Annotated in this window: 11 protein-coding genes; 5 read left to right on the plus strand and 6 right to left on the minus strand. The window is 57.0% G+C overall.

Annotated elements, in window-relative coordinates; translation table 11 throughout:
* Positions 1-45: 45 nt before the first annotated feature.
* From ttrA to ttrB, 3 genes are read right to left on the minus strand one after another with little or no spacing between them, the layout of a single operon-like run.
* Complete coding sequence (gene ttrA, locus C3F38_RS19545) at positions 46-3,117, minus strand: tetrathionate reductase subunit TtrA (protein ID WP_055317203.1); 3,072 nt, start codon at positions 3,115-3,117, stop codon at positions 46-48.
* Complete coding sequence (gene ttrC, locus C3F38_RS19550; RefSeq protein ID WP_047730217.1) at positions 3,110-4,135, minus strand: tetrathionate reductase subunit TtrC; 1,026 nt, start codon at positions 4,133-4,135, stop codon at positions 3,110-3,112. Before ttrC ends, ttrA begins: the two co-directional genes overlap by 8 nt.
* A complete protein-coding gene (gene ttrB / locus C3F38_RS19555; RefSeq protein WP_038876332.1) occupies positions 4,132-4,869 on the minus strand; it encodes a tetrathionate reductase subunit TtrB in 738 nt (245 codons plus the stop codon). Before ttrB ends, ttrC begins: the two co-directional genes overlap by 4 nt.
* Positions 4,870-5,098: 229 nt before the next feature.
* On the opposite strand from ttrB, the gene ttrS reads away from it, so the two are divergent.
* The 4 genes from ttrS to C3F38_RS19575 all read left to right on the plus strand — a co-directional run bounded on the left by ttrS (position 5,099) and on the right by C3F38_RS19575 (position 9,142).
* Positions 5,099-6,820 carry a tetrathionate respiration histidine kinase TtrS gene (gene ttrS / locus C3F38_RS19560; RefSeq protein ID WP_233211715.1) on the plus strand — a complete coding sequence of 574 codons (1,722 nt, stop codon included), beginning with the start codon at positions 5,099-5,101 and terminating at the stop codon, positions 6,818-6,820.
* Positions 6,792-7,391, plus strand: coding sequence for a tetrathionate respiration response regulator TtrR (gene ttrR / locus C3F38_RS19565; RefSeq protein WP_055317202.1), 600 nt, complete (start codon positions 6,792-6,794; stop codon positions 7,389-7,391). The genes ttrS and ttrR overlap by 29 nt, the downstream gene beginning before the upstream one ends.
* A 339-nt stretch (positions 7,392-7,730) precedes the next feature.
* A complete protein-coding gene (locus C3F38_RS19570) occupies positions 7,731-8,393 on the plus strand; it encodes a VUT family protein (RefSeq protein ID WP_038876336.1) in 663 nt (220 codons plus the stop codon).
* A 17-nt stretch (positions 8,394-8,410) separates the two neighbouring features.
* Positions 8,411-9,142: a metallophosphoesterase gene (locus C3F38_RS19575; RefSeq protein WP_055317201.1), complete on the plus strand. Its 732-nt coding sequence runs from the start codon at positions 8,411-8,413 to the stop codon at positions 9,140-9,142.
* On the opposite strand, the gene C3F38_RS19580 is transcribed toward C3F38_RS19575, so the two are convergent.
* Both C3F38_RS19580 and C3F38_RS19585 read right to left on the minus strand, forming a co-directional pair.
* A complete protein-coding gene (locus C3F38_RS19580; protein ID WP_038876340.1) occupies positions 9,135-9,623 on the minus strand; it encodes a hypothetical protein in 489 nt (162 codons plus the stop codon). The two genes, C3F38_RS19575 and C3F38_RS19580, sit on opposite strands and share 8 nt — an antisense overlap.
* Entirely contained in the window at positions 9,624-10,238 is a 615-nt protein-coding gene (locus C3F38_RS19585) for a helix-turn-helix domain-containing protein (protein WP_049193614.1), read from the minus strand.
* 907 nt (positions 10,239-11,145) lie between these two features.
* Between C3F38_RS19585 and C3F38_RS19590 the strand changes: the two genes are divergently transcribed.
* Positions 11,146-11,388: a DinI family protein gene (locus C3F38_RS19590; RefSeq protein ID WP_055317200.1), complete on the plus strand. Its 243-nt coding sequence runs from the start codon at positions 11,146-11,148 to the stop codon at positions 11,386-11,388.
* Between the two features lie 153 nt (positions 11,389-11,541).
* Here C3F38_RS19590 and C3F38_RS26665 read toward each other — a convergent pair whose 3' ends face one another.
* Complete coding sequence (locus tag C3F38_RS26665) at positions 11,542-13,035, minus strand: prophage tail fiber N-terminal domain-containing protein (RefSeq protein ID WP_233211712.1); 1,494 nt, start codon at positions 13,033-13,035, stop codon at positions 11,542-11,544.
* Between the last annotated feature and the right edge of the window lie 3 nt (positions 13,036-13,038).

Consider the following 13,038-nt stretch of genomic DNA (forward strand, 5'->3'; position numbering starts at 1 on the left):
TTTAAGAAAACCTGCTGTTACAGCAGGTTTTTTTTCGTCTGCCGTTTACGCGGAAAGTTTGACGATCGCCGCTGGAATGCCCTGGCGCACCGCCGCACCGGTTACCCAATCCAGCCAGGTATTCGGCACTTCGCGCGTCGGATCGGCAAAGCCCAAATCGTTAAGGTTGATGCCGGCGGCGATGCGCTCATCCATCGCCAGCGGTTCGCCGTCCAGGTAGTGCCGGCTGGCCCCCATCTCCCGGTGGCCGTAGCCGTGTTCCACCGCGATCACACCGGGCATCACCCCCGCCAGCAAACTGATCTGCGCCTCCCGGCTGCCGCCCGGCGTACTGATGCTCACCCAGTCACCGTGTTGAATGCCGAAACGCACCCCGTCCGCCGGGTTCAGGGCCACCAGGTTCACCGGCTTCACGTCGTGCAGGCGCCGGATCACCGCGGTGGAGCTGCTCATCACATTGGATTTGAAGGACATCAGCCGCAGCGGCCACTGCCGCTCAGGGTAGAGCTCTTCCACCGCGCGGCCGTCCGACAAACGCGCCGGGTAACAGGTGGGACAGCCGCTGAAACGCTCGCCGGTGATCGCATGGCGATGCTTCGCCACTTCCGCATTCCAGATCTGCAGCGGCTTCTCCCAACGATTGCCCACGCTACCGTCGCGGCGGCCGCTGTCATGATCGGCGAAGCGGCCGCCGCGGCTGTAGATAAACGCCACGCGGTCGATTTCATCGGCGCGCAGCGTCTGCGCAAGCTGCGGCAACAAGCGATCGACGCCGCACAGCGCCAGCTCTTCCGCCCTCGCGGCCGGTACCGCCGCCTTGCCGGCAAACGCCACGTTGGCGGCGGCGCGCAGATAGTAATCCTCGGCGCGGTTGAGCGGCAGCAGCCCGCCCTGGCCGTCGCCGATCGCGCGATCGCCGAACCCCGGCAGCGCCAGGCGTTTGGCGACGGCGATGCAAAACGCCTCCATGGAAATCGGCTGCCCTTGCGCCGTTTTCGCGGTCGCCGGCGTCACTATCGGCCAGCGCGCGGTAGTGGCCTTGCTGGCGACGCCGCCCCAAGGGGCGCTGAATCCCCAGCTCTCAAAGTTATGGGTATCCGGGATGATATAGTCGGCCAGCGCCGTCGTTTCGTTGATAAACGCATCGATGGCGATAAACAGCGGCAAACGCGCCGGATCTTTCAATCCTTCCTCCGCCACGCCGCGCAACCCGGCGATACCGTACAAGGGGTTGGTCATGTTCGAGATCCAGGCCTTCAGCCCGTACGGATACCCCGCCAGCGCCGACGTCAGCAGCTCGGTCAACTGCCCGGCGACGAACGGATACCAGGGCGCCCTGGCCGGCCAGGGTGAAACGCCCGCCGCCACTTTTTCGCGGTATTCGTCGGAGGTTTCATAGGCGGCCTTGCTACGCGCGATATTCAGCCCTTTCGGTTTTACCAGGCCGGGAAAATCGACCAGGTTATAGCGCGGCCCCTCGGCGAAGCCGTTGAATTTACCGCCGCCGACGAACACTCCACCCTCCAGGCTAAGGTTACCGACCAACACATTGAGCATCATCACCGACCAGGTATTGTAAAACCCGTTTGCCGCCATCATCCCGCCATGGGCGACCACCGCCGCCTTGCGCCCATGGGCGGTAAAGACCTCGGCCAGCGCCGCGATGCGTGCCACCGGCACGCCGCATTCCCGGCTGTACGCCTCCGGCGACAGTTTATCGGCGGCCTCTTTCAGACACTGGAAACCACTTTTCACCGCCACCTGCGCGCCGTCGTGCAGCGTCACCGTGCGGGTTACCCACAGCTCGGCGCGGTCGCACGCCTCGGCCGGCACCAGTTCCCCCGCGCCGTTGACGACCACCGGCGACGCTGACTCGGCGCCGTTCAGATGGGCCAGCGTCAGATGCTGCCCCGCCAGCGGGTGCTCGCTCTCGGCGATCACCAGATGCGTGGCGTTGGTCCAGCTCTTCTCGCCGGCACGCTGCATGGCGGCCTCCGACGGGATGGCGAGATAGCCGGCCTGATAACGCCGGTTGTCGAGGATCCAACGGATCATCGCCATCGCCAGCGCCGAGTCGGTGCCCGGCAGCACCGGGATCCAATGGCCATGATCGTCCGCCAGCGTGGTGGTCAGCGGCAGCGCCGGCGCCACTACCGCGTAGCGGAACTCGCTGCGTAATCTGGCGCTGGCCAGCTGCCGGGCCTGCCGCTTGAACGGGTTGCCGGACTGCGCCGGCGAGGTGCCCATAAACAGCGCGAATTCGACCTGTTCCCAGTCCGGTTTCACGTGCGGGTTCTTGTCCAGATCGTTCATCAATGCACCGGAGCCGGCACGGTAGGCCAGCCCACAGTAAGCGCCGTGCGCGCTGAAGTTTTTGCTGCCGAAACTGTTCTGGGCGAAGCGCCGCAGGAAGCTGTCACGCCCGTCGTCACCGGCATTGGTCACCAGCAGCTGGTTGGCTTTCGGCCCCAGCCCCGGGCGCCGAACGTCGATCGGTGTTTCCAGATCGCGGATCGCTCGTAGACCGTCCACATGCCCCTCGCCGAACAGATCGCCCCCCTCCACCACTTCAGCGATAAGCTGCTCAAAGCTGATGCGCTGCCACTTGCCCTCGCCGCGCTTGCCGACGCGCTTCATCGGCTCCAGCACGCGCAGCGGGCTGTAAAGCCCCTCCAGCAGCGTGGCGCCGCGCGCGCAGGCGGTGGAACGGGCGTCGAGGCCGCTTTCGCCGCCCAGCTGCGCCAACGCGTCCTGCAGCGGCAACGCCGAATCGACGTGCCGTTCCTGAGACAGCGGATGATAAGGGTTGCCGGCAATGCGCAATACCCGATCGGTCTGCCTGTCCACCCGTACCCGCACGCCGCATTGCGTCCAGCAGCCGAAACACTGGGTCATCGAGATGGCCTGCTGCGGATTGCCTTGCCATTCCGGCACTGCCCGCCCTTCGGGCTGCAGCGAGTTGCCGTTGATGCGATCCAACGTCACCCGCCCTGAGGTGCCATGAATCAAGCCGTCGATCGCCCGTTTGGCGACCTCACGATAGCTCAGGCCAAAAGCGGACAGCCCGCCGAAGGCCAGGCCCACTTTCAACCACTGACGCCGGGTGAGTTTAGCCATGTTGTTTTCTCCGCAATAAAAACGCCTGTGCTTCACGCACCATGATCATTAACGCCAGCCACAGCCCGAAAGTGCCGACGATCGCCAGCAAACCGTCGGTACCAAGCGGCAGGCTATAGGGGGAATAAGACGCGTTGTATTTCGGCACGGTTTGCACTTCGATCAACAGCGTCCAGCGCATCAGCCAGCTTAGCCCCAGTGCGCCGGCCACCAGCAGCGGCGCGCCGCCGCGCGGCAAACGTCGATAGGCAGCCCAGGCGGCGCATGCCAGCGCCAGCCCCCACAGTGCGATCCATCCCGCGGCATACTGGCGCGCCGTCGCCTGCGTCTGCAGCCAGTGGCGTACCGCCGCGCCGGATAGCGTATCGCCGCACACCCACAGCAGGATCGCACCGCCGAGCAGCAACAGCGTCAGCAGTGTCCCGCGCGCCAGCAGCGCCTGCAGGCCGGGCCGTTTGCGCATCGCCAACAGCAACAGGGCCAAGACCGCCTGCAGCGCGCTGAGGAACATCACGATCGGAAATCCGTAGCTGAACCAGATGGGGCGGGCGCGCACGACGGAAACCTCACGCCCGGTGTACAACAGCAGACCGATAGCCACCAGCGCGCAGGCGGGCGCGATCCCACGCAGCAGCGCAACCGGTCTGCCCGTCAGCCGCGTAAATTCGATCGCGAGAAACCACAGGCCAAGCAGCAAGGTAAACAGCGGCAAGAACAGCGCGCCCCACGGCATCCACGACCAGGGCGTTGGGTAAGCGTAGAAATGCCAAAAGCGGGCGGTTTGATGCAGATCGGCGGTTAACGCCAGCGGCGCGGTGATGGCGCACGTCAGCCCGAGAAACAGCGCCATGCGCTCCAGATGCGCGGCGTTATCTCCACCGCGCCAGCGCCACACGCAGGCCAGCAACGCGGCGCAGGCGGCGATGCCGATAAAGAAGAAATATTGCACGGCCCACGGCAGCCAGCTCACCGCCTGCGGTTGGCTCAGTACTTCTGCGATCATTAGTTGGCGGCTCATCGTTCCTCCCCCCATAAGGCGACCTGCGCCCGCCCCGGCAGCGGCGTGACGAAGGCGTCATCCAACCCCAGATAAAAGACGTGGGGCGCGGTTTGGTTCTCCGGCTTGAGGACTTTGATCTCGGCCTCATGGCGCCGCAGCAGCTTGCTCAGCCTGCTGTGCGGATCGCGCATATCGCCGATGATCCGCGCCCCGCCCACGCACGACTCCACGCACGCCGGCAGCAATCCCGCTTCCAGCCGGTGCACGCAGAAGGTGCATTTGTCCGCCGTTTGGGTGGCGTGATTGATAAAACGGGCATCGTACGGACAGGCCTGCACGCAATAGGCGCACCCCACGCAGCGTTTGTTGTCGACCACCACGATCCCGTCCTCGCGCTGGAAGGTGGCCTGGACCGGGCATACCGGCACGCAGGGCGGGTTGTCGCAGTGGTTGCACAGCCTGGGCAGCAGCACGTTGGTCGCTACTTCTTCCCCTTCGAGGCTGACCTGGTACTGGTTTACCGTGGTGCGAAACTCCCCGTGCGGCGTCTGGTTTTCAATGGCGCAGCTCACGGTACAGGCCTGGCACCCGATACAGCGCCGCAGGTCGATCAGCATCGCATAGCGTCGGCGAACATCCCCCTCGCGCCGCGTCGGCGCCCACGTTAACCCGGCTTCCGCCATGGGGATCAGCGAAGCCCCCGCCGTCAACACGCCCAGCCGCTGCAAAAACTGCCGTTTACCGAAATCCATGCGCCTCTCCCACACCCTGGGCATCACCCCGATCACGCTATTGATGCCCGTTAGATGAATAAACAATGTCGATGATTTACAGTGTAAAAATGGCATTGGGCTCAGCTCTATTGTGGTTAACCACATACCGAACCTAACGTTGATCTAAAACAAGTGACGGCAGGCAGATTGCCCATCAGGAGGGGCCGTGAAGGTCGTGTTATTACTGCTGCTCAGTCTCGGCTGGGGGATGGCGGCACAGGCGGGCGAGTGGTCGGTCGGCGTGCTGGCGATGCGCGGCGATGCAGCGACCGCGCGTGAGTGGCAGCCGCTGATCGACAGGCTCAACGGCAGCGTCGGCGGTGAACACTTCCGCCTACGGCCGCTCGATCTGGCGCAGATGCGCGAGGCGGTCAATCGGGGCAGCGTGCAGTTCGTGGTCACCAATCCGGCGCAGTTTGTGCAGCTGAACAGCCACTATCATCTGCGCTGGCTGGCGTCGTTGCGCGCCGCCAACGGCGACCGGGCAACGGGCAACATCATCGGCAGCGTGATTCTGGTGCGGCGCGACAGCGGCATTACGACGCCGCAGGCGCTGATGGGCAAAACGGTGGGCGCCATCGATCCGCAGGCCTTCGGCGGCTATCTGACCGGTTATAAGGCGCTCAGCGACGCCGGCATACGGCCCGAGCGCGATTTTCACCTGCGCTTTACCGGTTTCCCTGCCGACGCCCTGCTCTATCTGTTGCGCGAACGCGCCATTCAGGCCGCCATCGTCCCGGTCTGCCTGCTGGAGAAAATGGATCAGGAAGGCCTGATCAATCCGGCGGATTTTCGCCCGCTGTTGCAACAGGCCGCGTCGGTTCCCTGCGTTACCAGCACGCCACTTTACCCCAACTGGTCGTTCGCCGCCCTGCCCGGCCTGGATAACTCACTGGTGGATGCGGTGGCAAGGGCCTTGCTGACCGCACCGCCGCAGTCGCCCTTCCTGTGGGGCGCACCGGCCTCGACCAGCGAGGTGGAAGCGCTGCTGCGCGCCGTCAATCAACACCCGGAACAGCGGCGGCTGTGGCTGGATATCAAGAGCTGGCTGATCCAGCATCAGACGGCCGTCGGCCTGTCGCTGGCGGTGCTGGCGCTGTTGATCGTCAACCATATCTGGATCGCGCTGCTGGTACGCCGGCGCGGGCGACAGCTGCTCCATGCCGGAGAGCAACTGCGGCGACAGGAGCAGGCACTGGAGAACGCCAGGCAGCTGAACGTGCTGGGGGAAATGGCCTCCGGCTTCGCACACGAGCTCAATCAACCGCTGGCGGCTATTCGCCACTATGCGCAAGGATGCCTGATCCAACTGCGCAAAACGGACGCCGGGCATCCGTTGCTGGGGCCGCTGGAAAATATCGACCGACAGGCGCAGCGCGGCGGCGAGACGATTCATAACCTGCGCCAGTGGGCACAGCCCACCGCAGAGGCGATAGACCAAACGCGCTGGCAGCCCGCTGCGGTAAGCGAAACCGCCGAGCGGGTGTGGGCGCTGCTGCGCCTGACGCAGCGCTACCCCGACCTGACGTTGTTCAACAACGTGGCGCCTTCGCTGACGCTAACCCTGCCGCCGGCGCTGCTGGAACAACTGCTGGCGAACCTGCTGCTGAATGCGGCGCAGGCCGGGGCCAATGCCGTCTGGCTTTCCGCCGCCCAGAGCGAACGGACGATCGAGTTGCATCTGCAGGACAACGCGGGCGGCATGACAACGCCCGGGCTGGAACAGGCTTTTCGCCCCTTCAACACCACCAAAGCCGGCGGCATGGGGCTGGGGTTAGCCATTTGCCGGCGCCTGGCCCGCTATGGCGGCGGCGAAATCCGCCTGGCTAACCGCCCCGCCCCCGACAGCCGCAATGGGCTGTGCGTAACGCTGCATTTCATATTGACCCATGAGGAAAACCATGTCGCTAATTCATCTGGTGGACGATGACGTCGCCGTCACCGACGCCTGCCATTTTTTGCTGACCAGCCTCGGCCACGACGTGCAGTGCTGGAATGACAGCACCGACTTTTTGGCGCAGGCCGACCTGTTTCAGACCGGGCTCGTCTTGCTGGACATGAGGATGCCGAAACTCGATGGGCACCAGGCCTATACTGAGCTGCGCCGCCTCGGCAGCACGCTGGCGGTGGTGTTCCTGTCCGGCCATGGCGACGTGCCGATGGCGGTGGAGCAGATGAAGTACGGCGCGGTGGACTTCCTGCAAAAACCGATCGCCGCTGAACCGCTGATCGCCGCCCTCGAACGCGCGCACCGGGTTTCGGCCGCAGCCTGGCAACGCCATGAAACCCTCGGCCGTTACCGCACGCTCACACCGAAAGAACGCGACATCGCACAGCTGGTAGGGCGAGGCATGATGAATCGGGAAATGGCGGAGCGGCTGAATATCGCCCTGCGCACCGTGGAGGTTCACCGGGCGAAAGTGATGGAGAAAATGCAGGCCGCCAGCCTGGCGGAATTGGTGATTCAGCTGCAGGCTCTGCCGCCCACGCCCCGGGAGTGAACGCATCAAGCCCTCATCAAGTTAACGTCCCGTATTCCTCTTCCCATGATTGACACAGCGCGATCCAGGCAATATATTCATTAGAAACATTAATGGATTACGGTAAAGTCATCTTTTCTCAATCAACAGGCCATCAGCATTCTTCGCAAAACCCAGCGTAGCGCTTTCGCCTTCAGGAACCCGTGAGGGAAAGGAGAGGCGTTGCCTTGAATAAAGAGAAACGATGGCCATGCGACATGGCTCAAGCATCATTGCGCCACTATCTGGCCGCTTGGTTGACGTTTTAAATAAGTATGGATTATGAATAACAGAAGAACACGGACTAAATAAGGAATAAAAATGCAAGGAAATCTCAAGCTCTATGGCCTTTTTGTTGGCCTGACGGTGACCATTATGATCACCTGCGACACGTTGGTTTATAAGGTCTTTGATATCTATGGTTTTAAAATAACGGCCAGCGGCATTGTATTCTCCCTGTGTTTCTTGATCTCCACATTGCTTACTGAGGTTTACGGCTATAAATTGTCGGTCAGAGCAATATGGATCATGGTCTTCTGTCAAAGCTTATATGTCATAATACTTAATCTCTCAGCCGCTATTCAGCCAGAAAACAACGATATCGCCACACACTATTATTCTTTGTACCACGAATTCTGGCGAGTCATGATCGGCACCTGGGTGTCCGTTCCGGTCGCTTATTTCGTCAATGGCTTCATTATTTCAAAGATGAAGATTATCTTCTCCGGCAAATACTTCTTTATCCGATATATTGTGGGCTCCATGTCTACACAGGCCGCCCTGTTGCTGACAGCCTATCCGATCAGTCTTTCAGGAAAATATACCTTCATGGAGTTGGTTAACATCATAAGTACAACCTGGTCTTATAAAGTTGTCGTCTCCATTGTCTTACTGCCGCTCGCCATCGCCTTAGTCGAGTGGGTGAAGAAGATAGAAAACACCGATCACTATGATTGGGGCACCTCATACAATCCATTTAAGTAATATCAACAGGGTCTCGCATGAAAGTAATTCAGATTAGCGACATACATATTATGCCTAATGAAAGCGCGCTGGCTTCGAAGCATCTTGCTAATTTCGACAGGGCCATTGACTTCATTAACGCCAATGCCGATAAAATCAATGCCGATTTAATCATTGTGACGGGTGACATCTCTCATGATGGCGATATCCCCTCTTATGAGCGCTTCTTTAAGATAATGAACCGCACTTCCTTACCTTTCTATTTTTTCCCAGGCAACCACGACAACAAAAAGAACCTGGACGATGTAGCCCGTAAACAGGGCGGCAGCTATGATATAAACTCGTTTGAAGATGACCAATGGCGCCTGCTCAGCATCGACTCGGTGGTTGATAACGAAGATTTCGGCAGGATCTCGACGCAATCGCTCGACATGCTTGAAAAAGCCATCGTCGCAAGTGGCAATAAAAAGGTCGCCGTCTTCTTGCATCATCACCCTATTCCTGTAGGCACCCCGATTGTTGATAGCTGTATGTTAAACAATGCTGAGGAGCTTTTGAGCCTCTGCCAACGATTGAACGTTAAGTTTATCGGCTCAGGCCATGCGCATACGTTATTCCAAAGAAAGCTGGGGGAAACCTTAATCTCTGTTTCCCCGGCAATTTGTTCGCAATGGAAAAACGGCACAAGCGATGTCAGCAGCATAGACAACTCGGCTTTCAGCGTAATTACGTTCGATGAGCATATTCACGTCGAACCCTGGTTTATTTAATCAACGTCAGTATTGTTTTTTTAGACTTGTCGCTTTTCTTTGCATTTTTCAAAGAGGCAGAGAGTGCTCTGCCTTCTTTTACCCCGGCATAAAAGGCTATTTTCGTCGCATCCAAGGACTCGGTTTTGTCGACAAGATCGCGATCCTTTAGGAAATCCGCCCCCGATATTGATATCGAGTCAACGTCGTTTTTCAACGTCCACATACAGTTTCTTTTTTCTTCATGAATCGACAGTTTGGCCGAGGCGATTTTTATTTTAGACTCAGTCTCGGCGATAAAAGCGATGTCTTTCGGGTTAACGTGCCTGAGAAAATCGCCCTCGATGAGTTGCCCCCAGTTTTTTTTCACGAAAGTATGGGTGCCAAACTCTTTGAAAAGCCAATATCCATCCGCCGTTCGGATCACGCTGCGATCTAACGTATAGAGGTAACTGGGAGAGTATATTTTTCTTAGCCTTCTCATTATGTTAAATAAACCCATTTATTTCAGCCTCTTTATCGTTTTCACCAGAACACCGACGATCGCATAATCGCTATAGGACTTCACGCTGCTATCTGAATCTAATGAGATATTTGTAAACAACAAGTCGTCGTCAGAAACAAAAACTCGCCTTAAGCATATTGGGTAATTTTTCAGCTTAACAAGGACGATGTCACCATCACAAAATGGCTCCTTGAGGGAGATCACACAATACGTTCCACGGTCTAATTCAGGCGACAGTGAATTATTCGTTATCTCTGCCACAAACAGCGAATCGTCCGTCATGTCATCGACTTCCGTCGTATAGGTATCTGCCGTTCTGACCCTGTTGGCCAGAAAACGCTCTACATCGCTGTAGCTAATGAGCGGCAGCGATCTCACATTGTGTTTGGCCTCCCCTGTGACGCTTAAATCCTTGTCAGTCAGCTCCCCTACTTTTACGCTGAAAAATTCACCAATGGACGCAAGCGTGGCGATCGTGGGATTCCCCACCCCTTTCCTCAGATTATTGATGGTGGCAATACCTATCCCTGTTTCGCTGCTCAACCGACTGGCGTCAATCCCGTGCATGCGCATGAGGTAAGTGAGGTTTTCGCCTATCATTTTCAATGACATACCATTTTCTTCTGATATTTTAATGTTGTTTGGTTGCATTATAATGTTTTAAACCTATACTTTAGCTTCGTTAAAGTGAATTAAAAACATTAAACCACTTACAAGGTGGCCATGACAATGATCCTGAGCGAGCGACGGACGAAAAACACAGAAAAATTATTGTAATAAAATGATCTTATTGCAAATCATCTTTCTTGATGAACGTGACTGGTTTTTATTGAAATGATTCATTTTACTTATAAAAAGCTATCTAAGCAGGCTAACTCATATCCCGTTCATCAAGCTTAAGAGGCGATTTACAACGCCCGGGATATCTTCATCGCATTCACGCCATAGCTGCCGCGGGAGGAACTAAAATACTGATCATTAACCTCGCAGCAATTTAGTGCAAGAAAGCCCACCTGGAGAGCAAACCGCATCCCGGTTTAATTTTAAACGAAATGAGATGAGTGCCTTATTCAGCGCTCATAGAGCGACTAGTGCCCAACACTCGGGATTTTTTCTCCGTCAGAACGCGAAGACGCTGCGTCAGCGCCCGTAGCGCCGAGTTCCGGCGCATACCTGCGTTGAGCAACATTATGCCAAGAACGGCGACCAGAAAGGTGGCGCCGGGCCTCCAACACCAGGGAGCCCCGGCCCGACGCCACCGCCTTACGTACTGATTTTTAAGGGAGAAAAATGCAGACTGCGGGAATGATCACGCCCTTTGAAGATTCACGCGCGAAGTGAGGAGGGAAAATGCAGGCCACTGGCCAGACGTAAGAAAATGATGCAGTGGGCAGGCTTGGCCGCCCGCTGCGCAAGCAAGAATGAATGAACGCCTCATACAAAATTGCGCCTCCCTCTTGCCAACCCGCCTTCCTCAGGCCAGAATACTGTACATTAAATCAGTATTTACAGGTGAGTCATGTTTGTAGAATTAGTGTACGACAAGCGCAACGTCGCTGGGCTACCCAACGCCGCCGAGATCATTCGCAACGAGCTGGAAAAACGCGTGCATGCGCTGTTTCCTGAAGCCGAAGTGCGCGTAAAACCGATGCAGGCCAACGGCCTGAACTCCGACGCCAGCAAAAGCGATCGTGAGAAGCTGAACCGAATGTTGGAAGAGATGTTCGAAGAAGTGGATCAGTGGCTGGTCACGGATATTTGACGGGCAGTAACGCTATTGACTCCCACTCAGCGGGAGTTTGCCGGGCGGAACGGGCCGCGTGTTTGCCCGAGCCTCTCGGTGATAATGCCGGCGCCGATGCAATAGGCGGCCAAAAACCTACTGCACCGGCATTTTACCTGGCATCCACTTTATTTATGAAACCGCGTTGGTTTCCGATGACACGTCATCGTTTGATACCAGCGCGTCCGGCGGCAACACTTCCACCTCTTCACGCGCCGGCATGGCGAGGCGCAGATCGATCCAGCGCCCTTCCGGGATATCCATCGGTTCACCAGCTACAATCGCAGCAGTGTCAATGTCAAAGCGGCGTTTGCTGACCTTCACATAGATAGTGCCATCCTTGCCGGTGTTAGCTGAGACAAAGCACAGGCGATTGCCGTTCACGTCCTGCGGCACTTCGATGTTCCAGCCCTCTTCCGCAAAACCTAACGCGCCGGTGACTTTGTAAACGCCAACTGAAACACGTTCAGCTGATACCCCCTCGGCTTCACCGTTAACAGCCGCATAGCCTGACAGCGTAAATCCATCCAGGTAATCATCAGCCATCTTTTCCGGCGCGCTGGAAAGTCTGATAATCGGCGAAGCTTTCTTGATAAAACCGTTTGAGTCTGTTGTCGTATTCTGATTAGTCCAGGCATCGATAAACAGCACGCGGGCATCAGATGCAGTCGCGGGAATATTCGCTGGCAACACCTGCACATTTGAAAATGAGACATCGCTGATATTGGCGTGTCGGCTTGGCAACAGGAATGCGCCGGTATCACTCGAAAACTGGTCTACTCGGCAATAAAGCTCAACAGTAAGCCCATCAGCTAACGTGTTCAACTTCGCTTCTTTAATTGTTCGATTATTTGCACCATACAGCGTATGAATAACAGCATTACTAAGGCCATCTTTATTCGTGTTACCTGTTTTAATGGTAACGAACTGAACGCCTTGCTGTAACGGACTTCCGTTATATAACGAGCCGCCAATGATAATAAAGCCAATGGTTTTGCCATTCGAAGTATCTGAAAATTTAACTGTGATTTTCATCCATGCATTATTACCAACAAATGCTGACGTGAATCTATCATAAATACTTGTTGACAGAACTCCTTGGGCAGCATCGGAGGCAACTTTTGCCCCCGTCCCCCCCTGCGAGATACTAAGCGCTGTTTTCAGGCCAGACAGTGATGTAATGTCTGAGTTAGCACCACTCTTTGCTGCATTCGCTAAAGTGGCCGACGCATTATTTTCACTGATTTTCGCGGCCGCGGCTGATGCTGCTGATTTATCTGCTGATAATGCAGCGTCAGCGCGCAAACGATCGACGGTTTGCACAATCTCCGGGGTAATGTCACTTTCACCTGGACGGCGAAGGAAATCATTGAGCGTGCCGGGCAGGGAATCGGTATAGACCTCTATGGTACCTACCCGTTCCGGCTGAGAGCCGTAAACAGACACAATGACTTCGTATGCACCAGGCTCCACAGATAAGGAGTATTTACCGCCGTCATCCGTCACCGATTGGGACTTTGCCAAATTCAACACCGTAGACGATGTTTTAATCGAGCGCATAGTGATAGTTACGCCAGAGCGGGGATCGCCATAAGGCCCCTTTAATAAACCGCTGATTAATGCCATCTT

This window comes from Serratia sp. SSNIH1 (assembly GCF_002935055.1).
GTDB lineage: Bacteria > Pseudomonadota > Gammaproteobacteria > Enterobacterales > Enterobacteriaceae > Serratia > Serratia nevei.

Excerpts from the sequence above, each read along its gene's own strand:
- C3F38_RS19590 (WP_055317200.1), top strand. The coding sequence starts at position 11,146 with ATGTTTGTAGAATTAGTGTACGACAAGCGCAACGTCGCTGGGCTACCC.
- C3F38_RS19570 (WP_038876336.1), top strand. The coding sequence starts at position 7,731 with ATGCAAGGAAATCTCAAGCTCTATGGCCTTTTTGTTGGCCTGACGGTG.
- ttrC (WP_047730217.1), bottom strand. The coding sequence starts at position 4,135 with ATGAGCCGCCAACTAATGATCGCAGAAGTACTGAGCCAACCGCAGGCG.
- C3F38_RS19585 (WP_049193614.1), bottom strand. The coding sequence starts at position 10,238 with ATGTCATTGAAAATGATAGGCGAAAACCTCACTTACCTCATGCGCATG.
- C3F38_RS19580 (WP_038876340.1), bottom strand. The coding sequence starts at position 9,623 with ATGGGTTTATTTAACATAATGAGAAGGCTAAGAAAAATATACTCTCCC.
- C3F38_RS26665 (WP_233211712.1), bottom strand. The coding sequence starts at position 13,035 with ATGGCATTAATCAGCGGTTTATTAAAGGGGCCTTATGGCGATCCCCGC.
- ttrS (WP_233211715.1), top strand. The coding sequence starts at position 5,099 with ATGGCGGCACAGGCGGGCGAGTGGTCGGTCGGCGTGCTGGCGATGCGC.
- ttrR (WP_055317202.1), top strand. The coding sequence starts at position 6,792 with ATGTCGCTAATTCATCTGGTGGACGATGACGTCGCCGTCACCGACGCC.
- ttrA (WP_055317203.1), bottom strand. The coding sequence starts at position 3,117 with ATGGCTAAACTCACCCGGCGTCAGTGGTTGAAAGTGGGCCTGGCCTTC.
- C3F38_RS19575 (WP_055317201.1), top strand. The coding sequence starts at position 8,411 with ATGAAAGTAATTCAGATTAGCGACATACATATTATGCCTAATGAAAGC.
- ttrB (WP_038876332.1), bottom strand. The coding sequence starts at position 4,869 with ATGGATTTCGGTAAACGGCAGTTTTTGCAGCGGCTGGGCGTGTTGACG.